The sequence below is a fragment of the Pseudomonas entomophila genome (assembly GCF_018417595.1).
GTDB lineage: Bacteria > Pseudomonadota > Gammaproteobacteria > Pseudomonadales > Pseudomonadaceae > Aquipseudomonas > Aquipseudomonas entomophila_C.
In genome coordinates this window covers 4,108,457-4,135,114 of record NZ_CP070982.1, presented here as the reverse complement: position 1 = coordinate 4,135,114, position 26,658 = coordinate 4,108,457, and the positions used below count along the sequence as shown (strand labels likewise).

Genomic DNA, 26,658 nt, shown 5'->3' with positions numbered 1-26,658 from the left:
CTTGCGCTGCCCGCGCATAATGCCCCTTCGCATTGAGCCGGAGGTGGCATGAGCAAGACAGTCCTGGTCCTGGTGGAAACCGTTGATGATTACCTTCCCCTGCTGGAGCAGGCCGGCTACCGGCTGATTCGTGCGCCATCACCGCAGATGCGCGCTGCGGCCATCGTCCGCCATGCCCATGAGATCGACGCCGTACTGACCCGTGGTCCGCTGGGCCTGACTGCTGACGAGATCAATACGCTGGTCAACCTCAGGATCATCTGCGTGATCGGCGCCGGTTACGAGCAAGTCGACCTGGCCGCCGCCGCAGCCCGGGGTATCACCGTCACCAATGGCGCAGGTGCCAACGCCGGCCCTGTCGCCGACCATGCCATGGCCCTGTTGCTGGCGCTGCTGCGCGATATTCCCCGCGCCGATGCCAGCACCCGCCGCGGTGAGTGGAATAGGGTGATCAGCCCCTCGGTCAGCGGCAAGCGCATGGGGATCATCGGCCTTGGCGCGGTGGGCCAGGCGATTGCCCGGCGTGCCGCCCTTGGCTTCGACATGAGTGTCAGCTACCACAGCCGCACCCCGCGTGCGGATGTACCCTACACCTGGTACGACAGCCCACTGCACTTGGCCGACGCGGTGGATGTTCTGGTGGTCGCTACCCCTGGCGGCAACGGAACTCGCCACCTGGTCGATACCCAGGTGCTCGAGGCATTGGGCGCCGAGGGTTACCTGGTCAATATCGCCCGTGCCAGCGTGGTGGACACCGACGCTTTGGTCAGCGCTTTGCGCCAGGGCCGGCTCGCTGGCGCCGCGCTGGACGTCTTCGACGACGAACCCGCCGTGCCTGATGCACTCAAGGCCTTGGGTAACACCGTGCTGACCCCGCACGTCGCGGGTCAGTCCCCTGAGGCGGCCCGTGATACCGTGGCCCTGGTCCTGCGCAATCTGCAGGCGTTCTTCGCGGGCGAGCCGGTGCTGACCCCTGTGCGTGGATAAGCCGTTTTCCGATACCCACCCGGCGTTGTGTCGGGCTTGAAAGGAGTCGTTGCATGCAACTCGAGATTTTCCAGGTCGATGCGTTTTCCTCCGAGCCGTTCGGCGGCAACCCAGCGGCAGTGATTCCCTTGCAGCAGTGGCTGCCGGATGACGTGCTGCAGCGCATCGCCGAAGAGAACAACCTGTCCGAGACCGCCTACTTCGTGCGCAACGGCGAAGCATTCGACCTGCGTTGGTTCACCCCGGCTGTCGAGGTCGACTTGTGTGGGCATGCGACGTTGGCGGCTGCCTGGGTGTTGTTCGAGCAGTTGGGTGAGCAGGCCGAAGTGCTGCGTTTCAATACCCGTAGCGGTGAGCTCAGGGTCAGCCGTGAGGCCGATGGTCTGCTGGCCATGGACTTCCCCGCCAAGCAGCCGGTAGCGGTGGATATCCCCGAAGGTTTGCTGGCGGCATTGGGCCTGGATAGCGCCCGTGCGTTGTATCGCACAGACGACTATGTGCTGGTGATCGACGAAGCGGCGCTAATCGATCCACTCAAGCCGGATTTCGTCGCGTTGTCGGCGTTCGATGTGCGCGGGATCGCGGTGACGGCGCCAGGGCGCGGGTTCGATTTCGTCACGCGCTGGTTCGGGCCGCGGGTGGGGGTCAACGAGGATCCGGTTACCGGGTCGGCGCACACGTCGCTGGCGCCTTACTGGTCGGAGCGCCTGGGCAAGGCCAGCTTGCGCTGCGAACAGGGTGGGGCGCGCAAGGGGCAGTTGCAATGCGAGGTGCCAGGGAACGGACGGGTGATCATCAGCGGGCGGGGCGCCCTGTACCTGCGCGGTCAGGTCTTTATCTGAAACGCGATCGAGCACGCCCCACGAGCGCGCAAGGCGCTTCGTGGGGGCAGGTGGGCATCAGGGCATGACGCCCACGGTGCCATTGCCGACCTTCGGCTGTCGGTAGAGGTCCAGCAATACCTGGTCAAGCACCTGCGAAGCGCCCCATGGCTTGGGGTCGTTGAGGATGGCTGCCACCGCCCAGGTGTGGCCGTTGCTGTCGCGGCTGAACCCGGCAATTGCCCGTACGGTATTGAGCGTGCCGGTCTTGATATGTCCTTCGCCGCTCATGGCCGTGCGCTTCAGGCGTTTACGCATGGTGCCGTCCATGCCCACCAGCGGCATCGAACTGATGAACTCGGCAGCGTAGGGGCTCTTCCAGGCGGCCTGCAGCAGTGCGGCCATTTCGCGGGTGCTGACGCGTTCGGCGCGGGACAGGCCCGAACCGTTCTCCATCACCAGGTGGGGCGCGGTGATGCCTTTTTTGGCCAGCCACTGGCGCACCACGCGTTGGGCGGCCCGTGCATCATCGCCATCGGCGTCGGTGCGGAACTGCGCGCCGATGCTGAGGAACAACTGCTGCGCCATGGTGTTGTTGCTGTATTTGTTGATGTCGCGGATGACTTCGACCAGGTCTGGCGAGAAAGCACGGGCCAGCAGGCGGGCGGATTTGGGGACGTCCTCGAAGCGGTCGCGGCCCTGAATGGTGCCGCCCAGTTCGTTCCAGATGGCGCGCACGGCACCTGCGGCGTAGGTCGGGTGATCCAGCAGCGACAGGTACGTCTGCGAGTTGCAACCGTCAGCCAACTGACCGGTAACGGTCACGCTGACGCCGTCCGCTTGTGTCACCGGGTTGTAGCGCACATCTCCCGTGCATTGCTTGCCGGCCACTGCCTTGACCTGGTTGTCGATGCGAATGCTGGCGATCGGTGGCTCGACCGACACCACCACTTTGCCACCGTCATTGCGGGCCACAAAGCGCAGCGCCTTGAGGTTGACCAGCAGTGAGTCGGGCTTGACCAGGAACGGCTTGTTGATATCACCGCCGTCATCATCGAACTGTGGCAGGTTGGGCTGCACGAAGTGGCTACGGTCCAGGACCAGGTCACCGGTCACCGTGCGCACACCGTTGGCCCGCAGGTCACGCATCAGCAGCCAGAGTTTCTCCATGTTCAGCTTGGGATCGCCGCCGCCCTTGAGGTACAGGTTGCCGTTGAGCACGCCGTTGCTCAGGGTGCCATCGGTATAGAACTCGGTCTTCCACTGGTAGGTCGGGCCCAGCAGCTCCAGTGCGGCGTAGGTGGTGATCAACTTCATGGTCGAGGCCGGGTTGACCGAGACGTCGGCGTTGAAAACCGTGGCCGTGCCGGGGCCATCCAGTGGCAGCAACACCAGCGACAGCGCCGAGTCCTGCAGTTTGTTTGTTTTGAGTGCCTGTTGCACCTTGGGCGGGAGGGTGGTGTTGACGGCGGCGGCCTGGCTGGGGAATGCCAGGGGCAGCAACACGCTGGCGAGCAGCAGTGGGCGGAGCGTCTTGATCATAAAGGTATGAACCCTGCACGAGGGAAAAGGGTAACGGGGCTGTAAGAAAATGATGGCCCCAGGACGAATAGAGTGCGCATTATGCCCCAAGCGTAGCGTCGATGGGCTGTATTCGACGGAAAAGCGCCGCTGGGCGCTGGAAACTGGTAAAGTGCCGCGCGTAATTACTTGAGAGGATTGTTTCATGGCTACCAACCGTTCCCGTCGCCTGCGCAAGAAACTGTGCGTGGACGAATTCCAGGAGCTGGGTTTCGAACTGAACCTGGGTTTCAAGGAAGACCTGTCCGATGAAGCCATCGATGCCTTCCTCGACGCCTTCCTGGCTGAAGCCATGGATGCAAATGGCCTGGACTATGTCGGCGGCGACGATTTCGGTCTGGTCTGCAAGGCCGAGCGTGGCTCGGTCACCGAAGAACAGCGCGCCGCTGTCGAAGCCTGGCTCAAAGGCCGCAGCGAACTGACCAACATCGAAGTCAGCCCGCTGCTGGACGCCTGGTACCCGGAAAAGCCGATCAACCCGGCATCGTGATCGGTGGGCGGCACAGTCGCTGTGCCGCTTACTCCGCCTCGGCCAGGTTGCACAATTGCCTGGCCAGGGCTTTCTCCACACGGCGCATATGCCGTGCCAATGCCTGACGGCGTACTTTCAGCTCGTGCTGGGACAAACCAGGTTCCTCGAGCGCTTCGCATGCCTGAATCAACGATCTCGCATCCAGCATCCTCGCCGCGCTGAGGATCTTGTGTGCCTGGGCCGCCAGTTCATCCGCCTGTTGCCGTGGGTCGATTGCCATCAGTGTGATCAGGTCTTGCTGCAGGCTCTGGTACAAGGTGCTCAGTATACGGTCGCGGTCGTTGGCGTTGTCGCCGACGATGGCGCTCAGGCCGTCCAGGTCGAAGCGATGCCCGGGCTCGTCACAACCATTGCACGGCCTGCCGTGGCGAGCGATGCTCGCAAGGCGTTGGCCGAGCAGTTGCAGGCCGATGGGTTTGAGCAGGCAGTCATCCATGCCTGCATCCAGGCATTGCTGGCGCACTTCAGGTTGGGCGTTGGCGGTGTAGCCGAGCATGGTGCAGCGCGGGCGGCCGTGCAGGTGCTCTTCGGCGCGCACTGTCCGGGCCAGTTCATAACCATTCATGCCCGGCATGTTGCAGTCGACGATCAAGACATCGAAACAGCCTTCACGCCACTTGCGCAACCCTTCGCGACCATCGCGCGCGCTCTCCTGGCGCAGCCCCAGATAGCTCAACTGTTGTGCCATGAGCAGCAAGTTGGCGGGATGGTCGTCGATCACCAGGGTCTTCAGGCGTGCATCCGGCTGTACGATGTCCGTGGCCATGCGGGGGAGCGGTTCTGCGGGGGCCACACATTGCAGGGGCATGGTGAGGCGTACGCGCGTTCCCACACCTTGCAGGCTTTGCAGGCTCAGGTCGCCCCCCATCATCGCGCACAGGTTGCGACTGATGACCAGCCCCAGTCCGGTGCCGGCCCGGGCGCCATCACTGTAGGGATTGGCCTGGGCGAAGGGCATGAACAGTCGCTGCATGTCTTCCTCGTGGATGCCGATTCCGCTGTCACGCACCTCCAGGTCAAGGGTGGGGGCCATCCGTTCGTTGTCGTTGCGCAGTTTCGCGCTGATGCGCACCTGCCCCTGCTCGGTGAATTTGATCGCGTTGCTGACCAGGTTCGACAGCACCTGCTTGAAACGCAGTGGATCAAGCATCACATGACAACGCGCCGCGTCGGTGATGGCCACCTTCAATGCCAGGCCTTTGTGGCGGGCCAGGCCGTCGAATACCCGGCCGACGGACTCGATCAGCATGGCCAGGTCGACGGGTTCAGGCGCGAGGCTCAGGTGGCCGGATTCGATGCGAGCGATATCCAGGATATCGCCGATGAGGCCGAGCAGGTCCTGGGCCGAATGGTGGGCGATTTCCAAGGCAGGTCGATCGAGCTGGCCCTGCTCTGCGCGGCGCAGGGCCAGCTCCAGCATACCGATCAACGCGTTCATCGGTGTGCGGATCTCATGGCTGATGGTGGCGAGGAAAGTGCTCTTGGCGCGGTTCGCGTCATCTGCTTGCTGTTTGGCCAGGCGCAGGTCCTGGACCAGGTTGCGGCGTTCGCTGATGTCGATCCAACCGCCGATGATGCCTTGCATTTCGCCCAGCGAGTCGCGATAGGGAAGGATCCAGTGATAGATCGTCAGTTCCTGGTCTTTCAGGCGCAAGGGACGGTCCATGATCAGCGGTTTGCCCTGCGCCATGACGCGTTGGTACTCGTCCTGTATCTGCTGGGTGTAGTCACAATCGCAGAACGGGGTATCCTCCAGGCGCTTGCCGATGACCTGCTCGGGGCTGGCACCAACCGCTTGCAGGTAGCTGTCGTTGCAACTCTGCAAGCGACCTTCGTGGTCGCGTACATACATTGGGTGGGGGGTGCCGTTGAGCAAGGCGCCCATGAACTCCAGTTGGTCGTTCAGGGCTCGTTCCGCACGTTGGCGTTGCTTGATCTGGCGGCGCAGGCGTGCGTTCCAGATCAGCGCAAGTACCAATAGCATGCCGATGACACCGACCACTTGCACGATGATCTTGCGGTAATGGCGCCAGTAGGTGTCATCGCGCACGCCGTGGTCCTTCCAACGGCTGTTGATCACCCCGAGCTCTTCTGGAGATATGCTCAGTAGCGCCTTGTCGAGTATCGACGCCAACTCACTGGCCTGGGCGGTAGTTGCCATCGAGAAGGTAGCCGGTTCCGTGCCGACCGTGCTGCGGATAACCAGGTCACTGCCGGTCGCCACCATGTGGTTGGCATCGATCAGGGTGGCGATCACCGCATCCACGGCACCGCTGCTGAGCAGCGCCATGGCGTAGTAGGCGCTCTCCGTTGCAACCTGGCGAACCTGCGGGTGGCGGGTGGTCAGTAGGGCTGCCACGCTGCTGTCGCGAGGGACGGCTACGCGCTTGCCCTTGAGCAGCTTCAGTGAGCTGGGTTGATCGGCTCCGCTACGACCGACCAGCACATAGGCACTTTCCAGGTAGGGCCTGCTGACCTGCAATGCGTTGGTGCGACGCGAATCGGTGGAATGGGTGGCGATGATGTCGGTACGGCCCGATTCAAGTTGCTCGATCATGTCGCCGTCGCCACTGGCACGCTGGATCTCGAAGCGCAGGCCGGTACGCAGTCGAATGAGCTCAAGCAGATCGGCGACGATACCGCGCAGGCGGTCGTTGCTGTCGAAAAAGGTCAGGGGGGCAGCGGTATCGTTGACCACCACCCGCATCACCGGATGCTCGCGCAACCACTGGTCCTCCCGGGGCGACAATTGCAGCTTGCGGTCGGTCAGCAAGCTGCCACTGCTGGCGCTCCAGCGTTTGAAGATGTCGTTTCGTGTACTGTTTGACTGGGCTTCCAGCGCAGCATCGACCAACGTCAGCAGCATCCTGTCGTTGTCGCGCAAGGCAAAACTGAATCCTACGGCCTCGTGCTTGCCAAAGTTGGCCATGCGCAGGCGTGGCAGGTGGCCGCGACTGATCAGGTAGTGAGTGGACACGGTGTCGCCGATGAACACGTCGGCTTGCTCGAAGGCTACCGCGTTCAGCGCCTGGGTGGACGACTCGAAGGTCAGGAGCTCGGCCTGGGGGTAGGTGGCGTTGATTTCTTCGGATGGCAGGTAGTGGTAGAGCATGCTCAGGCGCATGCCGTCCAGGCCTGTATCCAGTGCGCGTGTCTCGTCTTCGCGGGTCACCAGCACCGGTTGGTCGATGGCATAGGGCCGTGACAGGGCCAGGCCTTGCGTCGAGGCTTCGTAGCCATTGGCGCTTCCCAGCAGGTCGATCTGGCCATTCTTCAAGGCGGCGACCGCTGCGGCCCGACTGGGGAAGCGTTGCACACGGACCGGCAGGCCGAGGGCGTTGCCGATCACGCCAGCGTAGTCTGCGGTGAGCCCCTGGTACTCATTGCCGCGGGTGGCAATGTCGAACGGTGGATAATCCGGTGCCGATGTTCCCAGGACCAGTTCCTGACGGGTAGTGAGCCAATCACGTTGGGCCGGGGTGAGCGTGGGTTGGGCCGATGTCGGTGAAGCGCGGCTGAGCAGGGTGTATGTCTGGCCTGGGTAATTGGATACGCAGGCACCCTGCAGGGGGGTGCCGAGGCTCAGGCAGAGCAGGGATGTCGCAATGTACCTCCACATCGTGACCTCAGACTAACGCGTTGCGTTTGGCGATGTCGATCAGTTCCACCAGCGTGTTTGCGCGCAGTTTGTGCATAAGGCGCTTTTTGTAGGTGCTGACGGTCTTGTTGCTGAGGAACATACCCTTGGCAATCTCCTTGTTGCTTCTGCCCTGCGCGAAGAGTTGCAAGACCATCAGCTCCCGGTCGTTCACCTGGCGGAACAGTTCCAGCTCCTGCCCTCGATCTACCTGGGCCGGATTGAGTGCCTGGCTGGGGAAGTAGTTATAGCCGGAAAGCACCGCCTTTATGGCACTGAGCAACTCGCTCAGGTCTTCCTGTTTGCAGACGTAACCGGCTGCACCCGAGTGCATGCAACGGATCGCGAACAGCGCTGGCGATTGCGCGGTCAGTACCAGAACCTTGAGGGGGATGGCCATGGTCTGTAGGCGGGACAGCATTTCCAGGCCGTCGAGCTTGGGTAGGCTGATGTCCAGGATTACCAGGTCCGGGCGTGTTTCGCGAATCATCTGTATGGCATCGACGCCATTGTCCGATTCGCCAACCACCGTGTAATTCTGATTTTCCAGCAACATCCGGATAGCCAGGCGGATTACCGGGTGGTCGTCGACAATAAATACTGAGTGCATATCAAATATTCCATGCGGCGTGACGAAAACAGTCGGCACATTAGCTCAGATGAATGTCGGCGGGCAGGGAAGGTTAGTTAGAAAACTATATATAGGAAATTGCTTACAGCTAAATCGATATCTTGCTACAGGGCGTGTGGAGATTGAGTGGCTCGTCGCTCGAATTTCTGGATATTTTTGCGAAAAATTAAAATTGTGTTTTGAACTGTCGCCAGGAAGTAAGAAGTTTCTTACAGATTAACTCAGTGATTGACGGCCTACGCCGTCATCACTGCTGCATGTCCGTTATGTCGGGCTGGAGCGTCCGGTCATCTCGCTGGCCATTTCGCTGGCATAGCCATCGGTCATGCCAGCGATGAAGTCGAGCATGCGCAGGTAAGCGTCGTGCAAGGTACCGTGCGGATCGGGTGCGTTGTTGCCGATCAGGTCAAGCACGCGCTGGCTCTTGAACGAAGGCGTGCGTCCGCCGTGCTGTTCCAGGGCGGCACTGCAGAAGGTATTGAGGAGGATTTCCAGGGTGGTGTAGGCGCCGATCTCCTGAAGCGTCTTGCGCTTGTCCTGAAAGATCTTCTTGCGGGCCATGTCCTTGGCTTGCAGTACGCAACGCTGGGCCGGGCCGTGCATGTGTTCGACCAGGTCGCCCGGTAGTCGTCCGGCAAGCAAGGCATCCTGCTGTTCGACGAAGGCGAGGGCGGCGGCATTGGTCAGGTGTTCGATCGCCTTGCCCCGCAGGATTGCCAGCTTGCGCCGGCGCGATGCTCCTGGCCCGAGCTGACGATAGGTTTCCGGCAGGTCGTCACCGACCAGGTCGAGCAGCAGCGCCTCGACTTCGGCGTACTGCAACAGGTCCATTTCCAGGCCGTCCTCAAGGTCGATCAAGGCGTAGCAGATATCGTCGGCCGCCTCCATCAGGTAGACCAAGGGATGGCGGGCCCAGCGCTGGTGTTCGAGCTGAGGCAGGCCAAGCTTGCCTGCGATCTGCTCGAGCAGCGGCAGCTCGCTCTGGTAGCAGCCGAACTTGTGTTTTTTGTAGCCCAGGGCATCGGCGTGGCGAGCGGTCCAGGGGTACTTGAGATAGGCGCCTAGGGTGGCGTATGTCAGGCGCATGCCACCATCGAATTGGTGGTATTCGAGTTGGGTGAGGACGCGAAAACCTTGGGCGTTGCCTTCGAAATTCAGGAAGTCGGCACGTTCGTCATCCGTCATGTCGTCCAGCCAGCCACGTCTGGCCGCTTGCTGGAACCAGTGGCGTATGGCGTCTTCGCCGGAGTGGCCAAATGGAGGGTTGCCAATGTCGTGGGCCAGGCAGGAAGACTGCACGATCATCCCCAGGTCGTTGGGTTCGCACCAGTCTGGCAGCCTGTCGCGCAGGGTCTCGCCCACGCGCATGCCCAGCGAGCGGCCGACGCAGCTCACTTCCAGCGAATGGGTCAGGCGGGTGTGGATGTGATCGTTGCTGGTGACCGGATGCACCTGGGTCTTGCGCCCCAGGCGGCGGAAGGCGCCAGAGAAGATGACCCGGTCGTGGTCCTTGTGGAAGGGGCTGCGGCCCAGTTCTTCAGAGCTGCCGAGGGCCTTGCCCAGGCGTTCGCGGGTCAGCAGGGTGTGCCAGTCCAAGGCTTGTTCTCCCGTCGTTGAGTCGGCATAGCTTCCAGTGTCTGGCGCGCCCGTGCAAGCACGGGCACGCAGCAATCAGGGGCGTTGGCCGTTACTCAGGAACAGGCGGATCAGCGGTGCCAGGATGGAGCTCAGGCGCAGCAGGCGCTTCAAGTTGCCACTGCGCACCCCTTTGCCCGTGAGGAAACCCAGCGCCACGACAGCGGCCAGGCCCCACAGCGAGCCATGCCGCACGCCCAGGCCCTCGCCGAATGAATTGCCCATGCCGCGCAGTCGACGCACCGGTTCGAGCAACTGGGTGGATTCGTGGCGAATCTGTTGGCGGTGCATTTCCATGCGCAGGCGCAGCAACGCCTTGCGCAGTTCACGTGGGTTTCGGGTATCAGGTATTTCAGGCAGGTTCATGGCAGCAGGCGCTCCCTGTCCTTGGCCAACTCGTCGAGCGTGGCGCTGAACGGTGACGATTCGTCGAACACTGCGGCTTTCAGGCGCAAGCCGCAGTACAGCGCGGCAAGGCCATAGAACACGCACAGTCCGATGATCCCGGCCAGGCGATAGCTGTCCCACAGCAGCACCAGCACCAGCCCGGACAGGGCGGTCAGCAGCAGCAGGGCGAAGACCAGCGCAAGCCCGGCGAACAGCAGCAGGCTCAGTGTGCGAGCCTTCTGTTCCTGCAACTCGATGCCGAACAGCTCGATATGGCTGTGCAGCAAACCCAGCACCGCCGCACCCAGGCGTCTGCCGGAGGTGGCGGCGCCGTTGCCGTCGTTGTCCATGGGCACCTCTCAGCGCTTGGCCAGCAGGCCGATCAGCAAGCCGACACCAGCGGCGATGCCAATGGCCTGCCAGGGGTTTTCCTGTACATACTGCTCGGCACTGCCGAGGGCGGCCTGGCCGCGCTGGCGTACCGAGTCCTGGGTCAGTTGCAAGGTTTCGCGGGCCTGTGTCAGGCGCTCGTGAATCTGCTCGCGCAGTTCATCGGCCTGGTCACCCGCCAGGTTGGCGGTGTCGGCGAGCAGCTTTTCGGTGTCGCGGACCAGGGCCTGGAAGTCAGCCATCAGTATGTCTTGTGCAGTCTTTGCCGATTTGCTGGCCATGGAGGGCCTCTCCCTATGGGTGTGTATGGCTATTTCGAGTAATGGCGCGCGCGGAAGGTTCAGTGGCAGGGACTGGTACGGCCCTTGCTATCAATCGGGGCGTGTCTGCCGGCGCCTGCGCTGAAAGCGTGCGCCAGCCGCGCGGACACCGACAAACCTTAACCCAATCCACGACAAACCCAAGAAAAAACCACGCAGGCACCCGCACGTTCACTGAAATGGAGCAGGGGCCTGGCACCGATCAGGTGCAGGGATGCCGGTTCTTGAACTGTCCTGGTGCCTTTTTGCAGGTCTGCCACTTCATGGAAAACATGCACAGCGCGATGGACTCCCTGGTCCATGGCTCGAACACCTTGTTCATCCTCATGGGCGCGATCCTGGTCCTGGCCATGCATGCCGGCTTCGCCTTCCTCGAGGTCGGTACGGTGCGCCACAAGAACCAGGTCAACGCCTTGTCGAAGATTCTCAGTGATTTCGCCATCTCGGCACTGGTGTACTTCTTCATCGGCTACTGGATCGCCTATGGCGTGAGCTTCCTGCAGCCGGCGGCCGAGCTGGCCCGCGACCAGGGTTACGCCTTGGTCAAGTGCTTCTTCCTGCTGACCTTCGCCGCGGCGATCCCGGCGATCATCTCGGGTGGGATTGCCGAGCGGGCACGCTTCATACCGCAGTTGTGCGCGACCGCGTTGATCGTGGCGTTCATCTATCCGTTCTTCGAAGGGGTGGTGTGGAATGGCAACCTGGGTATCCAGGCATGGCTGCAGGCACGCTTCGGCGCACCGTTCCATGACTTCGCCGGGTCCGTGGTGGTGCATGCCATGGGTGGGTGGCTGGCCTTGGCGGCGGTCATCCTGCTGGGTGCGCGTCGCGGTCGTTATCGCGATGGCCGGCTGGTGGCCTTCGCGCCGTCGAGCATCCCGTTCCTGGCGCTGGGCTCCTGGATCCTGATCATTGGCTGGTTCGGCTTCAACGTCATGAGCGCGCAGACCCTGCAGGGCGTGAGCGGGCTGGTGGCGATCAATTCGTTGATGGCGATGGTGGGCGGCACCTTGTCGGCCTTGCTGGCAGGGCGCAATGACCCGGGCTTCCTGCATAACGGCCCGCTGGCCGGGCTGGTGGCGGTTTGCGCTGGTTCCGACCTGATGCACCCGGTGGGGGCGCTGGTGGTCGGCCTGGTGGCGGGTGGCCTGTTCGTCTGGTGCTTCACCGCGGCACAGAATCGCTGGAAGATCGACGATGTGCTGGGTGTGTGGCCGCTGCATGGCCTGTGTGGCGTCTGGGGCGGAATCGCCTGTGGCGTGTTCGGGCAGGCGGCGCTGGGCGGGTTGGGCGGTGTCAGCCTGGTGAGCCAGTTGCTGGGCAGCCTGGGCGGTGTCGTGGTGGCCTTGGTCGGCGGTTTTGTCGTGTACGGGCTGATCAAGGCGCTGCATGGCCTGCGCCTCAGCCATGAGCAGGAGTTCCAGGGCGCCGACCTGTCGCTGCACCGCATTGGCGCGACCAGCCAGGATTGATCTGGCACAGGTGCAGGTTGCAGGGTCTGGACCTAGAATAAGCATCCTTGAAGATGATTTTCGGGCCCATTCATGCTCCCTGAATGCCAATTGTTCGGTACCCTCGGGTGCCACCTCTGTGAAGTGGCGGAAGCCATGCTGATGCCGTTCGTCGAGCATGGCCTGATGGTCGAGTTGGTCGACATCGCGGATAGCGAGGCGCTGTTCGAGCGGTACGGCCTGCTGATTCCAGTGCTGCGCCGCTGTGACAGCGGCGCAGAGCTGGGCTGGCCGTTCGATGCCGAACAGGTGGTGGCGTTCCTGCGTTGAGCCGCTGATTGACGGTAGGGTGATTCGCTTCGTATGCTGTATATAAATACAGTATCGAGGTGAAGCCATGCTCAATGTCGAGCAACTCAAGTACAGCATCAATCACATGTCCCCTGAGCGTGTGCGTGACGCTGTGCTGGAATTGCGCCTCGATGGCATCGTCACCGATGACCAGACCCCTTTCGGCAAGGTTCACTTCAACACCTGCTTCGCCGAAATCGAGGCGTTGTTCCAACGTGCGGGCTTTCATCGCCCGCTGGATGTCGTGGGCTACCAGGGCCTGAGCTATGCCCTCTATGACCCGGGGCGCTGGGACGCCGTGCAGGTGCTGCGTTGGTTGAAGGCGCGCTGTGAGCCGGCCAGCGAGGCTGGTTGAGGCGCGTGGGCTAGGGGATAATGCTCCCCCCTGTGATGCGAGCCCGCCGATGACCACGCCTTTCAACCCCGCCCTCCAGCAAGCCAGCACCGTATGCCTGCCTCCAGGTCGCTGGGCGACGGTGCTGGATTGCCTGTGCGATCACTTCAAAGGTATTTCCCGCGAGCAGTGGCTTGATCGCTTTGCCCGTGGCCGGGTGCTGGACAGTGAAGGCCGCGCGATCACCGCCGAGCTTCCCTATCGCCAGGGCTTGCGTCTGCATTACTTCCGCGAGGTGCCCAACGAGAAACCGATTCCAGTGCAGGAAGAGATCCTGCATGTGGACGAGCATCTGGTGGTCGCGGACAAACCGCATTTCCTGCCGGTGACACCCACCGGCGAATATGTCGAGCAGACGCTGTTGCGCCGCCTGATCCGCCGCCTGGACAACCCGCACCTGGTTCCCCTGCACCGCATCGATCGGCACACGGCCGGTCTGGTGTTGTTCTCCGCCAACCCGCAGAGCCGTGGCGCCTACCAGCGCCTGTTCCCGGAGCGGCGAATCGACAAGCACTATCAAGCGATTGCCGCGGCCATGCCGCAGCATGAGTTTCCCCTGGTGCACCGCAGCCGCCTGGTGCATGGCGAGCCGTTCTTCCGCATGCATGAGGTCGAGGGGGCCGATAACAGCGAAACCCACGCCTGCGTGCTGGAGAAACAGGGCGAACTGTGGCGCTATGGCCTGTCGCCAGTGACGGGCAAGACCCACCAACTGCGGGTGCACATGGCTTCACTGGGCGCGGCTATCTGCAACGACCCGTTCTATCCGCAACTGGCCAACGAGCAGGACGATTACACGCGGCCGCTGAAGCTGCTGGCACACAGCCTGCGTTTCAAGGATCCGTTGAGTGGCGAGGAGCGGTATTTCGAGAGCAGGCTGAGCCTGGCGTGGTAAAGCAGACGGCGCCCCTTGGGGCGCCGTCTGTTGTCTAGCGGTTGAAGCGTTCCACCAGCGAGTATTGTGTGCCCGCGGTACTGGTCAGCTCTTCGCTGAGCAGCGCCGAACGCTGGGCCTGGCCGGCGGTCTGGTCGGCCAGGTCGGCGATGGTGCTGATGTTGCGGCTGATCTCTTCGGCCACCGCAGTCTGTTCCTCGGTGGCAGCGGCGATCTGGGTGGCCATGTCGGTGATGTTGGCCACCGCTTCGCTGATGCCCACCAGGGCCTGGTCGGCCTCCATCACGCGCTCGACGCCTTCCTGGGCCTGGCGGTGACCGGTCTCCATGGTCTGCACCGCGTTGTTGGCGGTCTGCTGCAGCTTGGCGATCAGGCCGTGAATCTGCCCGGTGGACTCGGCGGTGCGTTGGGCAAGCTGGCGGACTTCGTCGGCGACGACCGCGAAGCCCCGGCCCATCTCGCCGGCACGGGCAGCCTCGATAGCGGCGTTGAGTGCCAGCAGGTTGGTCTGGTCGGCGATGCCTTTGATCACATCGACCACGCCACCGATCTCGTCGCTATCCTTGGCCAGTTGCGTGACGGTCAGGCCGGTCTCGCCCACGGCGGCGGACAGCCGTTCAATCGCATCGCGCGTCTCGCCGGCGATATGGCGGCCTTGGCTGGTCAGGCGATTGGCTTCTTGCGTGGCGTCGGCGGTGCGCTGCACATGGTTGGCCACTTCTTGCGTGGTGGCGGCCATCTGATTGACCGCGGCGGCCACTTGCTCGGTTTCCACGCGTTGGCGCTCCAGGCCCGAGGAGCTCTGGTGGGCGAGGGCGTCGGACTGGCGAGCCTGGTCGCTCAGTTGCTCGGCACTGTCCTGCAGGCGGGTCAGGCAGGTCTTCATCCGTGCGTCCTGGCTGAGCATGGCCATTTCCAGGCGGGCCTGGACACCGCGGCTGTCGGTGTACATCTGCGCGATCAGCGGGTCGGAGGTGGTCTGCTCGGCCAGGCGCAGCAGGCGCTTGAGGCCGCGTTGCTGCCAGCTAAGGCCGAGCAGGCCCAGGGGGACCGACAGGCCGGCCGCCAGGGCGAAGCCCCAGGAGTGGCCCAGCCAGTTGCCGATCAGGAAACCGACCTGGCTGATGAGGATGAACGGCAGCCAGTCCTGCAGCACCGGTAGCCATTTGTCGCGTTTCGGGATGGCCGACTTGCCCTGGTTGATGCGTTGGTACAGCGCTTCGGCGCGGCGGATTTGTTCGGCGGTGGGCTTGACCCGCACCGACTCGTAGCCGACCACCTGGTTGCTGTCGAACACTGGGGTGACGTAGGCGTTCACCCAGTAGTGATCGCCCGACTTGCAGCGGTTCTTGACGATACCCATCCACGGCAGTCCCTGTTTGAGGGTCTGCCACATATGGGCGAACACGGCCGGCGGCACATCGGGGTGGCGAACCAGGTTGTGCGGCGCGCCCATCAGTTCCTCGCGGGAAAAACCGCTGATCTCGATGAACGCGTCGTTGCAGTAGGTGATCACGCCTTTGGCGTTGGTGGTGGAGATCAACCGCTGCTGGGCAGGGAAAGTCCGTTCTCTCTGGGTAATCGGCTGGTTGTTACGCATTGGCTGTTCAATCCGCAAGGCTTTCGACGGGTATCGGCAAGCCTCTGGTTTTATTGAATGAATATTTAACTGCCATTGACCTGGCGCAAGGTGGCGGTGCCGCGGCTGCTGTAGCGAAGCCGGCATGATCGCGTAACTTGCTGCCAATATTGCAGTTTTCTTTATAGATTGTGACGACTGGGTCGGATCATGACCGATTGCTCAGCTCGGGGCCAGCATCGGGTAGGTGAAACCGGCGAAATGCACCAGGTTGACAGCAACATGGCACAGCACCGCCGCGGTCAGCCCGCCATGGCGATAGGCCAGACCATACCCCACCCCGGCCAGGCTGGCCAGGTAGAACCACTGCCAGCCACCACCCAGGTGCGCCAGGCCGAACAACAGCGCGGCGGCGATCAGCGCCAGGCCCTCATGCTTGAACAGACGTTGCAGGCCGCCTTGAATGTAGCCGCGGAACAACAATTCCTCGGTCAGGCTGACCAGCAGCAGGTTGTTCAGCAGCCACAGCCAGGCCTGGTCTGGCCACTTGGGTGCCCAGGCGACCAGGCCCAGCGACCAGGCGCCACCCAGGCAAGCGAGCAGCGTCAGCGGCAGGATCACACCAAGGCTCGCAACCAAGCCGCGTGTGCGCAGCATCACCAACCACGGGCAGGCCAGCAACAGCCAGACGCCGATCAGCGGCTTGTCCAGGTTCAGGTACATCGAGAAGGGAATGGCGCCTTCGCTGAGCACGACTTTGTCGATCACCCTGGCACCGTTGAAACCCGGTAGCCAGTGCAGCGCCAGGGCGACGGCGAGGGCGACGAACAGGGCGTGGCCAAGGGTTTGCTGCCAGCGTACCCGCCGACGTGCCAGCAAGGCGCTGCACAACAGGGCGAGCAAGGCGGGCAGGGCGGCAAGGCCCAGGCTGGCGAAGGTCAGTGCGAGGGTGTAGCCGAGGCCGAGCAGGAGCAGGGCGATCCAGTGGAGAAGGGGCATTGGAGTTCCTTGTGCCGGTGAGTCCGTGGAGGGTTGGACTCACCTGAGCGCCTTCAGGGCACTTGCTATCGCTATCGCGGATGAATCCGCTCCTGTAGGAGCGGATTCATCCGCGATGCGCCGCACGGGCGGCGCTCGATCTCAAGATCACAGCAAGGCTATCGCCCTTCACCCCGCGATCAATTGCCGCAGCACGTAGTGCAGAATCCCTCCCGACTTGAAGTACTCCACTTCATTCAGTGTGTCGATCCGGCACAGCACCTCGACTTGGACCGTTTGGCCATCCTCTCGGGTGATGCGCACGGGCAGGTCCATGCCGGGGCGAATCTGCGCACCTGAGAGGCCCAGTACATCGATGCGCTCCTTGCCGGTCAGGCCGAGTCGTTTGCGGTCGTTCCCGGCCTTGAACTGCAACGGCAGCACACCCATGCCCACCAGGTTCGAGCGGTGAATACGCTCGAAACTTTCCGCCAGCACGGCCTTGACCCCCAGCAGGTTGGTGCCTTTGGCCGCCCAGTCGCGGCTCGATCCGGTGCCGTACTCCTGCCCGGCGATCACCACCAGTGGCGTGCCATCCCGCTGGTAGCGCATGGCGGCATCATAGATCGACAGTTTCTCGCCGCTTGGCACGTACAGGGTATTGCCGCCTTCCTCGCCGCCCAGCATCTCGTTGCGGATGCGGATGTTGGCGAAGGTGCCGCGCATCATCACTTGGTGGTTGCCGCGCCGCGAGCCGTAGGAGTTGAAATCACGCGGCTCCACGTCCTGATCGCGCAGGTAGCGCCCGGCCGGGCTGTCGGCCTTGATGTTGCCGGCCGGGGAGATATGGTCGGTGGTGACCGAGTCACCCAGCAGGGCGAGGATGCGCGCGCCCTGGATGTCGCGGACTTCCGGCAGCGGGCCGCCGATGTCGTCGAAGAATGGCGGATGCTGGATGTAGGTGGAGTCATCCTGCCAGGCATAGGTGGCGGCCTTGGGCACTGCGATGGCCTGCCACTGGGCGTCGCCGGCGAACACCTCGGCATACTCCTTGTGGAACATGCGGGTGTCGACATTGGCGACCGCCTCGGCGATCTCCTGCTGGCTGGGCCAGATATCGCGCAGGTACACAGGCTTGCCGTCCTTGCCGGTGCCCAGGGCGTCCCGGGTCAAGTCCACGCGCACGCTGCCCGCCAGCGCGTAGGCGACCACCAGGGGCGGGGAGGCCAGCCAGTTGGTCTTGACCAACGGATGCACGCGCCCCTCGAAGTTGCGGTTGCCCGACAGCACCGAGGCGACAGTCAGGTCGGCGCTGCCGATGGCTTTCTCGATGGCATCGTCCAGTGGCCCGGAGTTGCCGATGCAGGTCGTGCAGCCATAGCCGACCAGGTCGAAGCCGAGCTGGTCGAGGTAGGGCGTGAGGCCTGCGGCCTTGAAGTAGTCGGTGACCACCTTCGAGCCCGGCGCGAGGGAACTCTTGACCCAGGGTTTGCGCTGCAGACCCTTTTCCACGGCTTTCTTCGCCACCAGGCCGGCGGCCATCATCACACTGGGGTTGGAGGTGTTGGTGCATGAGGTAATCGCGGCGATCACCACGGCGCCATCGCGCAGGGTGTGGGTCTGGCCGCCGTGAACGTAGTCGATTTCGCCGGCCTGGTCGGCATTGCCCACCGCCACGCCACCGCCGCCTTCGCTTTCCAGGCGGCCGACCTCCTTGGCCAGAGGCTTGGGTTGCAGCTCGATGAAGTGGTCGAAGGCCTGACTGACCTGGCCCAGTGCCACCCGGTCCTGCGGGCGCTTGGGCCCGGCCAGGCTGGCTTCCACTTCATGCATGTCCAGGGCGAGCGTGTCGGTGAACAGTGGTTCCTGGCCAGGCAGGCGCCACAGCCCCTGCGCCTTGCAATAGGCCTCGACCAGTTGCACGGTCGCTTCCGGGCGCCCGGACAGGCGCAGGTAGTCCAGGGTCACCTGGTCGACCGGGAAGAAGCCACAGGTGGCGCCGTACTCCGGGGCCATGTTGGCGATGGTGGCGCGGTCGGCCAGTGGCAGGTCGGCCAGGCCATCGCCGTAGAACTCGACGAACTTGCCCACCACACCCTTCTTGCGCAGCATCTGCGTGACCGTGAGCACCAGGTCGGTGGCGGTGATGCCTTCGCGCAGCTTGCCCGTCAGCTTGAAACCGATCACCTCGGGGATCAGCATCGATACCGGTTGGCCAAGCATGGCCGCCTCGGCCTCGATGCCGCCCACGCCCCAGCCGAGCACGCCCAGGCCGTTGATCATGGTGGTGTGCGAGTCAGTACCGACCAGGGTGTCGGGGAAAGCGTAGGTGCGCCCGTCCTGCTCGTCGGTCCAGACCGTGCGGCCCAGGTACTCCAGGTTGACCTGGTGGCAGATACCGGTGCCCGGCGGCACCACGCGGAAGTTGGCGAAGGCGCTCTGGCCCCAGCGCAGGAAGGCATAGCGTTCGCCGTTGCGCTGCATCTCGATGTCGACGTTCTGGGCGAAGGCGCTGGGGCTGGCGTAGCGGTCGACCATCACCGAGTGGTCGATCACCAGGTCCACCGGCGACAGCGGGTTGATGCGCTGCGGGTCGCCACCGGCCTTGGCCATGGCGGCGCGCATGGCGGCCAGATCGACCACCGCGGGCACGCCGGTGAAGTCCTGCATCAATACCCGCGCCGGGCGGTACTGGATCTCGCGATCCGAGCGGCGTTCAGCCAGCCACTCGGTCAGGGCGCGCAGGTCGTCGCCGGTGACGGTCTTGCCGTCCTCCCAGCGCAGCAGGTTTTCCAGCAGCACTTTCAACGACATGGGCAGGCGCTGCAGGTCACCCAACTGGCGGGCGGCCTCGGCGAGGCTGAAATAGTGGTAGGCGTGGCCTGCCACGTCGAGTGTCTTGAGGGTTTTCAGGCTGTCGAGCGAGGGCATCTACAACTCCTTGGTGCTCCGGTGCCCGGCCGATACAGGTTGCTCGCCGGTGTCACCGCTGTGGATCGGTCCGCACGGCACGGACCTGGCTGAACAGTCAGGTTAGACCCGTTTGCCGGGCCTGCCTTTTTTCTGGACCGATGGGGCATGTCGTCGGTTCCGATCTTCCTTTATCATTCGCCGCCCTGGCGCCGCCTGCGCCAGCGATGTGGAGTGAGAAATGAATACCCTGTTCATGCATTGCCGGCCCGGCTTCGAGGGCGAGGTCTGTGCCGAAATCAGCGAACTTGCCGCCCAGCTTGGGGTGGCCGGCTATGCCAAGGGCAAGCCGCAGAGTGCCTGCGCCGAATTCGTCTGCACCGAGCCCGGCGGCGCGGATCGACTGATGCATGAGCTGCGCTTTGCCCAGCTGATCTTCCCGCGCCAGTGGGCGAGGGGGGCATTCGTCGAACTACCGGAGACAGACCGCATCAGCGTATTGCTGGAGCACCTGGCCGACCTGCCGGTGTGCGGAAGCCTGTGGCTGGAAGTGCTCGACAGCAACGAAGGCAAGGAACTGTCGACCTTCTGCCGCAAGTTCGAGGTGCCATTGCGCAAGGCGCTGGAGAAAGCTGGCCGGCTGGTCGATGACGCCCGACGTCCACGCTTGTTGCTGACGTTCATCAGTGGCCGGCGTGTGTTTCTGGGCTTGGCCGAGGTAGACAATTCGGCCTTGTGGCCGATGGGTATCCCGCGCCTGAAGTTCCCCCGCGAGGCCCCCAGCCGCTCGACCCTCAAGCTCGAAGAGGCCTGGCACCAGTTCATCCCGCGTGACCAGTGGGACCAGCGCCTGAACGATGACATGACCGGTGTCGACCTGGGCGCCTCGCCCGGTGGTTGGACCTACCAACTGGTCAGGCGCGGGATGCTGGTGACCGCCATCGACAACGGCCCCATGGCCGAGAGCCTGATGGACACCGGCCTGGTGACGCACCTGATGGCCGACGGTTTCACCTGGAAGCCGAAGCAGACGGTGGACTGGATGGTCTGCGATATCGTCGAGAAACCCGCGCGCACTGCGTCGCTGATCGAGACCTGGCTGGGCGAGGGGTTGTGTCGAGAGGCGGTGGTCAACCTCAAGTTGCCGATGAAACAGCGCCATGCAGAAGTGCGCAAGTTGCTCGACCGTATCGAGGCCGGGTTCAAGGAACGCAAGGTCAAGGTGTCGATCGCCTGCAAGCAGCTGTACCACGACCGCGAGGAAGTGACCTGCCACCTGCGTCGGCTGGACCTGAAGCCACGCTGAGCGGAGGGAGCAGGGCCCTCTGTGTAGGAGCGGCTTCAGCCGCGATCAACCGCGAAGCGGGTACCAGGCAACACGTCGCCTGCATCGCGGCTCAAGCCGCTCCTACAAAGGTCGTGAGATCGTGCCAAATCCATGAGAGCCGGCAGGTGGGCTTGGAGTCCATCCGGCGATGCGCCACAATGCCTTTCATTTAGCGGAGCCCCCCATGACCGACCTGACCCACGACGCGACTCTCGACGCCACCGGCCTCAACTGCCCGGAGCCGGTGATGATGCTGCACAAGCATGTGCGCGAACTGGCGGCCGGCGGCGTGCTCAAGGTGATTGCCACCGACCCGTCGACCCGCCGCGACATTCCCAAGTTCTGCGTCTTCCTCGGCCACGAACTGCTGTCCCAGCAGGAAGAGGCCGGCACCTACCTGTACTGGATCCGCAAGAAGGCCGACTGAGCCCCGCGCGATCGCGCTACACTGCGCTCCCCTGAAAGGAGAGCGCCATGCTGATAGTTGCCGACGAGAATATCCCGCTGCTCGATGCCTTCTTCGCCGGGTTCGGCGAGATCCGCCGTTATCCTGGGCGCGCCATCGATGCCGCCAGCGTCAAGGACGCCGACGTGCTGCTGGTGCGTTCGGTGACCCGTGTCGACCGGCAACTGCTCGAAGGCAGCAAGGTGCGCTTCGTCGGCACCTGCACCATCGGCACCGACCACCTGGACCTCGACTACTTTGCCGCCACCGGCATCCACTGGAGCAGTGCCCCGGGATGCAACGCCCGCGGCGTGGTCGACTACGTGCTGGGCAGCCTGCTGACCCTGGCCGAACTCGAGGGCGTCGACCTGAACCAGCGCGTCTATGGCGTGGTGGGCGCGGGCGAGGTGGGGGGGCGCCTGGTGCGGGTGCTGCATGGCCTGGGCTGGAAAGTGCTGGTCTGCGACCCGGTACGCGAAGCCAGTGAAGCGGGCGAATTCGTCAACCTCGAGACGATCCTTGCGCAGTGCGACGTGATCAGCCTGCACACGCCGCTGCAGCGCGGTGGCGAACATCCGACCTGGCACCTGCTCGACCAGCAAAGGTTGGCAAGCCTGCGCCCCGGTGCCTGGCTGATCAACGCCAGCCGCGGCCCTGTGGTGGACAACGTGGCCTTGCGCGAGCTGCTGCTCGACCGCGAGGACGTGCATGCGGTGCTCGATGTCTGGGAAGGCGAGCCGCAGGTGGACCTGCAGCTGGCCGACCTGTGCACCCTGGCCACCCCGCACATCGCCGGCTACAGCCTGGATGGCAAGCAACGTGGCACGGCGCAGATCTACCAGGCGTTCTGCCGCTGGCGCGGTGAGCACGAGCAGGTGCGCCTGGCCGACCTGCTGCCGGCCCATTCGCTGGCGCGCATCGAACTGGATATGAACGCAGAGCCGGCCTGGGCGCTGGCCACCCTGTGCCGTGCGGTGTACGACCCGCGCCGCGACGATGCCGATTTCCGCCGCAGCCTGAGCGATGACGTGGCTGAACAGCGTGCGGCATTCGACCTGCTGCGCAAGCATTATCCGGTGCGGCGGGAGATCGAAGGGCTGGCGGTAGGTTTGCGCGGCGAGGCACCACAACTGGCGCAGATGGTCAGTGCACTGGGGGCGGAGCTGGTCTGTGTAGCGTGATCCCTGTAGGAGCGGCTTCAGCCGCGAAGCAAGCGACGCGGTGTTCGGCACCGGCTGCGCCGGTGATCGCGGCTGAAGCCGCTCCTACAAAGACCGGTGCATACCATACGACTCAACAAAAACCCGGCGCATGCGCCGGGTTGCAGTGAATTCTTGTTCTGGCTTTCAGCCCTTGCGGACTTTCTCGACCCGGCTTTGTTCAAGATCCTGGCACGCCTTCTGGATCATCTGCTCGGTAATCGGGATTTCGCGGCCCTGGGCATCGATGACCGAACCGCACACCTGGGGTTGCGATGGTTTCTGCGCCTTCGGGGTCTCGTTGCGGTGCTGCAAGCTCATGTCCTGTCTCCTCTTCAGGTTCAAGCTCAGGATACTGTCCGTGCCGTGAAAAACCTGTGACAGTTCCTTGGATATCACGGCCAGGACAGTCCAACAGAAACCACGGCAAAGCTCCAGTGACACGTTAGAACGATTCCATCTAGTGTCCTGTCGAGTGACCGCTTCACCTACCAGTGATGCGATGCCACCGGTTTCCAGGCGTTCCCGCCAGGCGGACGAGTGGTAGTCTAGGCGTTCACCTGTGCCGAACGACGGTCGTCATGCCTGAACCGATTTCTTCCCGCCAACGCCGTGCCCTGCACCTGGGTTGGCAATTCATCCGCCCATACCGTCGCCAGGCCCTGCTGGCCTTGCTGGCGCTGGTGGTCACCGCCGGCATCACCTTGTCGATGGGGCAGGGTATTCGGTTGTTGGTCGACCAGGGCTTCATGACCCGCTCGCCCCACCAGCTCAACCAGACCATCGGTTTGTTCCTGCTGCTGGTGATGGCGCTGGCGGTCGGCACCTTCGCTCGCTTCTATCTGGTGTCCTGGATAGGCGAGCGCTGCGTCGCCGATATCCGTCGCGCGGTGTTCGATCACCTGGTCGGTCTGCACCCCGGGTTCTTCGAAGACAATCGCAGCTCGGAGATCCAGTCACGGTTGACTGCCGACACCACGCTGCTGCAGTCGGTGATCGGCTCTTCGCTGTCGATGTTCCTGCGCAATGCCTTGATGGTTGTCGGGGGTGTGCTGTTGCTGTTCGTGACCAACCCCAAGCTCACCAGCATCGTGGTGCTGGCCCTGCCGCTGGTGCTGGCGCCGATCCTGCTGTTCGGCCGCCGGGTGCGCAGCCTGTCGCGCCAGAGCCAGGACCGGGTTGCCGATGTCGGCAGCTATGTCGCCGAAACCCTGGGCCAGATCAAGACGGTGCAAGCCTACAACCATGAAGCGCGTGACCGCCTGTTGTTCGCCGAAACCGTGGAGGCGGCGTTCGCCGTGGCACGGCGGCGGATCGCCCAGCGTGCCTGGCTGATCACCCTGGTGATCGTGCTGGTGCTCGGCGCGGTGGGGGTCATGCTCTGGGTGGGCGGCATGGATGTGATCGCCGGGCGGATCTCCGGCGGTGAACTGGCTGCGTTCGTGTTCTACAGCCTGATCGTCGGCAGTGCCTTCGGTACCTTGAGCGAGGTGATCGGAGAGTTGCAGCGTGCGGCCGGTGCCGCCGAACGCATTGCCGAGCTGTTGGCTGCTCAGAGTGCGATCCAGGCGCCGGTACAAGTCGCCCCGCTGACTGGTGGGCGTGCCCGCGGTGATATCGAGCTGTGCGATGTACGTTTCGCCTATCCATCACGCCCTTCGATTGCGGCGGTCGATGGCTTGAGCCTGCATGTCCAGCCAGGGCAGACGGTGGCTCTGGTGGGGCCATCTGGTGCTGGCAAGTCGACGCTGTTCGACCTGCTGCTGCGCTTTTATGACCCGCAGTCTGGCAGCATCCTGCTCGACGGCCAGTCAATCAATTCATTGCCGCCTGCCGACCTGCGTGCCCAGTTCGCCCTGGTGGCCCAGCAACCGGCGCTGTTCCGCGGCACGGTGGAGGCCAATATCCGTTACGGTCGGCCCGAAGCCAGCCTCGCCGACGTCGAAGCTGCGGCACGCAGTGCCCATGCCCACGAATTCATCGTGCAACTGCCCCAGGGCTACCAGACGCCGCTGGGCGAGGGCGGTGGCGGCCTGTCCGGAGGGCAGCGCCAGCGCCTGGCGATTGCCCGGGCGTTGCTGGTGAATGCGCCGGTCCTGCTGCTGGATGAGGCTACGAGTGCCCTCGATGCGCAAAGCGAACACCTGATCCAGCAGGCACTGCCGCGACTGATGGTCGGGCGCACCACGCTGGTCATTGCCCATCGCCTGGCCACGGTGCAATATGCCGACCGTATCGCGGTGATCGACAAGGGCCGTCTGGTCGCCTTCGGTACACACCGGCAATTGCTCGAAGACAGCCCGCTGTATGCTCGGCTGGCAGCGCTGCAATTCAGTGGTCGGTGAGCTTGTCGCGAATTTGTAACATTTCTGTAGCAATTGCCTGAGACTATCCGGATCAGCTGTTGCGTAAGTGCTCGACCTGGCTGCTATCGACCGATGGCGGCTTTTTTTTGGCCCGAGAACGAGGACAAGGATGTCTCTGCCGGCAGCGCTCGCGTGTGCCGTTTCCCTACTTCCTTGTTCCGAGATCCGCAATGTTGCGCAAATCCCTCAGAGTGCAAATTCTCTCCCTGCTTGGCGGCAGCCTGGTGGCGATCCTGCTGATCGCGCTGGTGTGCTTCCAGTTCCTGTCCTCCAGCGTGCGCGGCTACGCCGAGCTGGTCGACGGGCCGTTGCGTGCCTCGCAACTGATCGACGAAGCCAACCTGCAGTTCAAGATCCAGGTGCAGGAATGGAAGAACGTGCTGTTGCGCGGCCGCCAGCCGGCCGAGCTGGACAAGTACTGGCAGCAGTTCCAGGCGCGGGAGCAGCAGGTGCAGCAATTGCTGGGGCAACTGATCATTAATGGCGATCCGGCGCTCAAGGGGCGCCTGGAGCAACTCAAGGATAGCCATCGTCAGTTGGGCGCGGCCTACGAAAAAGGGCGTCAGGCCTTCCTCGCCGCCGGTGGCGACCCCGTGGCAGGCGATCTGGCGGTCAAGGGCGTGGACCGGGCCACCAGTGACCAGATGAGCGCGCTGGTCGAGCAGCTGCGGGCCGATGCCGGTAGCCGTGCGAGCACCATCAGCGCCAGCGCCGAGCGCACGGTGTGGCTGGGTGTGCTGGTGATGTTGGCCTCGGCGGTGCTGGTGGGGCTGTTCAGCCTGTGGCTGGTCAACCGCAGCCTGGTCGAGCCGATCCGCCAGCTCATCGACTACGTCGCCCAGCTCAGCCAGGGCCGTTTCGGCGCTCGGGTGCAAAGCAACCGCGAAGACGAACTGGGGCGGCTGGCGCTGGCGGCCAACACCCTGCGTGATTTCCTCGCCGACACCGTCGGCCGGCTCAAAGGCAACGCCGAAGAGCTGGAGAGCGCCAGCGGCCGGCTGCGCAATATTGCCGGCGATATGGCCCACGGTACCCAGGACCAGTTCCAGCGCACCGACCAGGTCGCCACCGCCATGCACGAAATGTCTGCCACAGCCCAGGAAGTGGCCCGTCATGCCGCTGAAGCGGCACGCGCCGCGGACGATGCCGACCACAGCGCCCAGGCGGGTGATCGGGTGATGCAGCAGACCATCGATATCATTGCCCTGGTCAACCGCGAGATTGCTGGCACGGCTGCAGTGATCCGCCACCTGGAGAATGACAGCATGCGTATCGGCAAGGTGCTCGAGGTGATCCGTGGCATCGCCGAGCAGACCAACCTGCTGGCACTCAACGCCGCCATCGAGGCCGCCCGCGCCGGCGAGGCCGGGCGCGGCTTCGCGGTGGTCGCCGACGAAGTGCGCAGCCTGGCCCAGCGCACCGCGGCGTCGATCGCCGAAATCCACCAGATCATCGAGGCCGTGCAGTCCGGCGCGCTCGAGGCGGTCAAGGCCATCGAAAGCGGCCAGCAGCGCAGCGAGGAGGGTGCCGAGCAGGTGCAGCAGGCCGGGCAGATGCTGCAGCGCATCACCACCGCAGTGGAGGCGATCCGCGACATGAACCGGCAGATCGCCACGGCCGCCGAGGAGCAGACCAGCGTCGCCGAGGACATCTCCCGCAACCTGGTCGAGATCACCCGTATCGCCACCGCCAACCAGGAGGCGGTACAGCACACCGAGCAGGCTGGGCAGCACCTGCATGGTTTGTCGGGGCAACTGGGTGAAGTGACCGCGCGCCTGACCCGCTGACCCATCGTCCCAGTAGGCGCCAGCAAGGCTGGCGCCTACTGGGAGTGGGGAATCC

The 26,658-nt window shown here is 63.7% G+C and carries 23 protein-coding genes and 1 pseudogene; 13 read left to right on the top strand and 11 right to left on the bottom strand.

Going from position 1 to position 26,658, the window contains the following annotated elements; genetic code table 11:
- The first annotated feature begins 48 nt into the window (after window positions 1-48).
- Both JYG34_RS17915 and JYG34_RS17910 read left to right on the top strand, forming a co-directional pair.
- On the top strand, window positions 49-987 hold the full coding sequence (locus JYG34_RS17915) for a 2-hydroxyacid dehydrogenase (RefSeq protein WP_213657690.1): 939 nt from the start codon (window positions 49-51) through the stop codon (window positions 985-987).
- Window positions 988-1,040: 53 nt separating this feature from the next.
- Window positions 1,041-1,829, top strand: a complete 789-nt coding sequence (locus tag JYG34_RS17910; RefSeq protein ID WP_213657689.1) for a PhzF family phenazine biosynthesis protein — start codon at window positions 1,041-1,043, stop codon at window positions 1,827-1,829.
- A gap of 57 nt (window positions 1,830-1,886) precedes the next feature.
- Here the strand turns inward: JYG34_RS17910 and dacB are convergent, their stop codons facing one another.
- Window positions 1,887-3,350: a D-alanyl-D-alanine carboxypeptidase/D-alanyl-D-alanine endopeptidase gene (dacB, locus tag JYG34_RS17905; RefSeq protein WP_213657688.1), complete on the bottom strand. Its 1,464-nt coding sequence runs from the start codon at window positions 3,348-3,350 to the stop codon at window positions 1,887-1,889.
- 184 nt (window positions 3,351-3,534) lie between these two features.
- Between dacB and JYG34_RS17900 the strand changes: the two genes are divergently transcribed.
- Window positions 3,535-3,879, top strand: coding sequence for a YggL family protein (locus tag JYG34_RS17900; protein ID WP_213657687.1), 345 nt, complete (start codon window positions 3,535-3,537; stop codon window positions 3,877-3,879).
- A gap of 28 nt (window positions 3,880-3,907) precedes the next feature.
- Here JYG34_RS17900 and JYG34_RS17895 read toward each other — a convergent pair whose 3' ends face one another.
- From JYG34_RS17895 to JYG34_RS17870, 6 genes are all read right to left on the bottom strand, one after another.
- The gene (locus JYG34_RS17895; RefSeq protein ID WP_213657686.1) at window positions 3,908-7,540 is read right to left on the bottom strand and encodes a transporter substrate-binding domain-containing protein; all 3,633 of its coding nucleotides are present in this window, start codon (window positions 7,538-7,540) and stop codon (window positions 3,908-3,910) included.
- Window positions 7,541-7,547: 7 nt separating this feature from the next.
- Window positions 7,548-8,168, bottom strand: coding sequence for a response regulator transcription factor (locus JYG34_RS17890; protein WP_213657685.1), 621 nt, complete (start codon window positions 8,166-8,168; stop codon window positions 7,548-7,550).
- 285 nt (window positions 8,169-8,453) lie between these two features.
- Window positions 8,454-9,785 carry a deoxyguanosinetriphosphate triphosphohydrolase gene (locus JYG34_RS17885; protein WP_213657684.1) on the bottom strand — a complete coding sequence of 444 codons (1,332 nt, stop codon included), beginning with the start codon at window positions 9,783-9,785 and terminating at the stop codon, window positions 8,454-8,456.
- 75 nt (window positions 9,786-9,860) lie between these two features.
- Complete coding sequence (locus JYG34_RS17880; RefSeq protein ID WP_213657683.1) at window positions 9,861-10,190, bottom strand: hypothetical protein; 330 nt, start codon at window positions 10,188-10,190, stop codon at window positions 9,861-9,863.
- On the bottom strand, window positions 10,187-10,561 hold the full coding sequence (locus JYG34_RS17875; RefSeq protein ID WP_213657682.1) for a phage holin family protein: 375 nt from the start codon (window positions 10,559-10,561) through the stop codon (window positions 10,187-10,189). Before JYG34_RS17875 ends, JYG34_RS17880 begins: the two co-directional genes overlap by 4 nt.
- A gap of 9 nt (window positions 10,562-10,570) precedes the next feature.
- On the bottom strand, window positions 10,571-10,882 hold the full coding sequence (locus tag JYG34_RS17870; protein WP_153785158.1) for a DUF883 family protein: 312 nt from the start codon (window positions 10,880-10,882) through the stop codon (window positions 10,571-10,573).
- Between the two features lie 302 nt (window positions 10,883-11,184).
- Between JYG34_RS17870 and JYG34_RS17865 the strand changes: the two genes are divergently transcribed.
- From JYG34_RS17865 to JYG34_RS17850, 4 genes are all read left to right on the top strand, one after another.
- Window positions 11,185-12,393 carry an ammonium transporter gene (locus JYG34_RS17865; protein ID WP_213657681.1) on the top strand — a complete coding sequence of 403 codons (1,209 nt, stop codon included), beginning with the start codon at window positions 11,185-11,187 and terminating at the stop codon, window positions 12,391-12,393.
- A gap of 72 nt (window positions 12,394-12,465) precedes the next feature.
- Window positions 12,466-12,702, top strand: a complete 237-nt coding sequence (locus tag JYG34_RS17860; RefSeq protein ID WP_011534854.1) for a glutaredoxin family protein — start codon at window positions 12,466-12,468, stop codon at window positions 12,700-12,702.
- A 67-nt stretch (window positions 12,703-12,769) separates the two neighbouring features.
- Window positions 12,770-13,078: a hypothetical protein gene (locus JYG34_RS17855; protein ID WP_011534853.1), complete on the top strand. Its 309-nt coding sequence runs from the start codon at window positions 12,770-12,772 to the stop codon at window positions 13,076-13,078.
- 49 nt (window positions 13,079-13,127) lie between these two features.
- Window positions 13,128-14,012, top strand: a complete 885-nt coding sequence (locus JYG34_RS17850; protein ID WP_213657680.1) for a pseudouridine synthase — start codon at window positions 13,128-13,130, stop codon at window positions 14,010-14,012.
- 34 nt (window positions 14,013-14,046) lie between these two features.
- Here the strand turns inward: JYG34_RS17850 and JYG34_RS17845 are convergent, their stop codons facing one another.
- The 3 genes from JYG34_RS17845 to acnA form a co-directional block, all read right to left on the bottom strand.
- Window positions 14,047-15,612: a methyl-accepting chemotaxis protein gene (locus JYG34_RS17845; RefSeq protein ID WP_213657679.1), complete on the bottom strand. Its 1,566-nt coding sequence runs from the start codon at window positions 15,610-15,612 to the stop codon at window positions 14,047-14,049.
- A gap of 201 nt (window positions 15,613-15,813) precedes the next feature.
- Window positions 15,814-16,590, bottom strand: coding sequence for a CPBP family intramembrane glutamic endopeptidase (locus JYG34_RS17840; protein ID WP_213657678.1), 777 nt, complete (start codon window positions 16,588-16,590; stop codon window positions 15,814-15,816).
- 168 nt (window positions 16,591-16,758) lie between these two features.
- Window positions 16,759-19,500, bottom strand: coding sequence for an aconitate hydratase AcnA (gene acnA, locus JYG34_RS17835; RefSeq protein ID WP_213657677.1), 2,742 nt, complete (start codon window positions 19,498-19,500; stop codon window positions 16,759-16,761).
- 220 nt (window positions 19,501-19,720) lie between these two features.
- Between acnA and rlmM the strand changes: the two genes are divergently transcribed.
- The 3 genes from rlmM to pdxB all read left to right on the top strand — a co-directional run bounded on the left by rlmM (window position 19,721) and on the right by pdxB (window position 22,432).
- Window positions 19,721-20,785 (top strand): 23S rRNA (cytidine(2498)-2'-O)-methyltransferase RlmM, encoded by a 1,065-nt coding sequence (gene rlmM / locus JYG34_RS17830; RefSeq protein ID WP_213657676.1) that lies wholly within the window; start codon window positions 19,721-19,723, stop codon window positions 20,783-20,785.
- Between the two features lie 214 nt (window positions 20,786-20,999).
- Window positions 21,000-21,233 (top strand): sulfurtransferase TusA, encoded by a 234-nt coding sequence (gene tusA, locus JYG34_RS17825; protein ID WP_213661213.1) that lies wholly within the window; start codon window positions 21,000-21,002, stop codon window positions 21,231-21,233.
- Window positions 21,234-21,280: 47 nt separating this feature from the next.
- Window positions 21,281-22,432, top strand: coding sequence for a 4-phosphoerythronate dehydrogenase PdxB (pdxB, locus tag JYG34_RS17820; protein ID WP_213657675.1), 1,152 nt, complete (start codon window positions 21,281-21,283; stop codon window positions 22,430-22,432).
- Between the two features lie 165 nt (window positions 22,433-22,597).
- Here pdxB and JYG34_RS17815 read toward each other — a convergent pair whose 3' ends face one another.
- Window positions 22,598-22,771 (bottom strand): PA1571 family protein, encoded by a 174-nt coding sequence (locus tag JYG34_RS17815; RefSeq protein ID WP_213657674.1) that lies wholly within the window; start codon window positions 22,769-22,771, stop codon window positions 22,598-22,600.
- Window positions 22,772-23,031: 260 nt separating this feature from the next.
- Here JYG34_RS17815 and JYG34_RS17810 point away from each other — a divergent pair, with 260 nt between their 5' ends.
- The 3 genes and pseudogenes from JYG34_RS17810 (at window position 23,032) to JYG34_RS26705 (ending at window position 26,603) form a co-directional block, all read left to right on the top strand.
- Window positions 23,032-24,795 (top strand): ABC transporter transmembrane domain-containing protein, encoded by a 1,764-nt coding sequence (locus JYG34_RS17810; RefSeq protein WP_213657673.1) that lies wholly within the window; start codon window positions 23,032-23,034, stop codon window positions 24,793-24,795.
- A gap of 191 nt (window positions 24,796-24,986) precedes the next feature.
- Window positions 24,987-25,670 (top strand): annotated as a pseudogene (locus JYG34_RS26710) (methyl-accepting chemotaxis protein); the annotation flags it as partial.
- Between the two features lie 165 nt (window positions 25,671-25,835).
- Window positions 25,836-26,603 carry a methyl-accepting chemotaxis protein gene (locus JYG34_RS26705; protein ID WP_434011742.1) on the top strand — a complete coding sequence of 256 codons (768 nt, stop codon included), beginning with the start codon at window positions 25,836-25,838 and terminating at the stop codon, window positions 26,601-26,603.
- The last annotated feature ends 55 nt before the right edge of the window (window positions 26,604-26,658 follow it).

Coding starts and splice junctions, on each gene's coding strand:
- JYG34_RS17915 (WP_213657690.1), top strand. CDS start 49: ATGAGCAAGACAGTCCTGGTCCTGGTGGAAACCGTTGATGATTACCTT.
- JYG34_RS17900 (WP_213657687.1), top strand. CDS start 3,535: ATGGCTACCAACCGTTCCCGTCGCCTGCGCAAGAAACTGTGCGTGGAC.
- JYG34_RS17855 (WP_011534853.1), top strand. CDS start 12,770: ATGCTCAATGTCGAGCAACTCAAGTACAGCATCAATCACATGTCCCCT.
- JYG34_RS17895 (WP_213657686.1), bottom strand. CDS start 7,540: ATGTGGAGGTACATTGCGACATCCCTGCTCTGCCTGAGCCTCGGCACC.
- JYG34_RS17815 (WP_213657674.1), bottom strand. CDS start 22,771: ATGAGCTTGCAGCACCGCAACGAGACCCCGAAGGCGCAGAAACCATCG.
- pdxB (WP_213657675.1), top strand. CDS start 21,281: ATGCTGATAGTTGCCGACGAGAATATCCCGCTGCTCGATGCCTTCTTC.
- JYG34_RS17870 (WP_153785158.1), bottom strand. CDS start 10,882: ATGGCCAGCAAATCGGCAAAGACTGCACAAGACATACTGATGGCTGAC.
- dacB (WP_213657688.1), bottom strand. CDS start 3,350: ATGATCAAGACGCTCCGCCCACTGCTGCTCGCCAGCGTGTTGCTGCCC.
- rlmM (WP_213657676.1), top strand. CDS start 19,721: ATGAATACCCTGTTCATGCATTGCCGGCCCGGCTTCGAGGGCGAGGTC.
- JYG34_RS17810 (WP_213657673.1), top strand. CDS start 23,032: ATGCCTGAACCGATTTCTTCCCGCCAACGCCGTGCCCTGCACCTGGGT.
- acnA (WP_213657677.1), bottom strand. CDS start 19,500: ATGCCCTCGCTCGACAGCCTGAAAACCCTCAAGACACTCGACGTGGCA.
- JYG34_RS17850 (WP_213657680.1), top strand. CDS start 13,128: ATGACCACGCCTTTCAACCCCGCCCTCCAGCAAGCCAGCACCGTATGC.
- JYG34_RS17880 (WP_213657683.1), bottom strand. CDS start 10,190: ATGAACCTGCCTGAAATACCTGATACCCGAAACCCACGTGAACTGCGC.
- JYG34_RS17875 (WP_213657682.1), bottom strand. CDS start 10,561: ATGGACAACGACGGCAACGGCGCCGCCACCTCCGGCAGACGCCTGGGT.
- JYG34_RS17890 (WP_213657685.1), bottom strand. CDS start 8,168: ATGCACTCAGTATTTATTGTCGACGACCACCCGGTAATCCGCCTGGCT.
- JYG34_RS17840 (WP_213657678.1), bottom strand. CDS start 16,590: ATGCCCCTTCTCCACTGGATCGCCCTGCTCCTGCTCGGCCTCGGCTAC.
- JYG34_RS17910 (WP_213657689.1), top strand. CDS start 1,041: ATGCAACTCGAGATTTTCCAGGTCGATGCGTTTTCCTCCGAGCCGTTC.
- JYG34_RS17845 (WP_213657679.1), bottom strand. CDS start 15,612: ATGCGTAACAACCAGCCGATTACCCAGAGAGAACGGACTTTCCCTGCC.
- JYG34_RS26705 (WP_434011742.1), top strand. CDS start 25,836: ATGGCCCACGGTACCCAGGACCAGTTCCAGCGCACCGACCAGGTCGCC.
- JYG34_RS17860 (WP_011534854.1), top strand. CDS start 12,466: ATGCTCCCTGAATGCCAATTGTTCGGTACCCTCGGGTGCCACCTCTGT.
- JYG34_RS17865 (WP_213657681.1), top strand. CDS start 11,185: ATGGAAAACATGCACAGCGCGATGGACTCCCTGGTCCATGGCTCGAAC.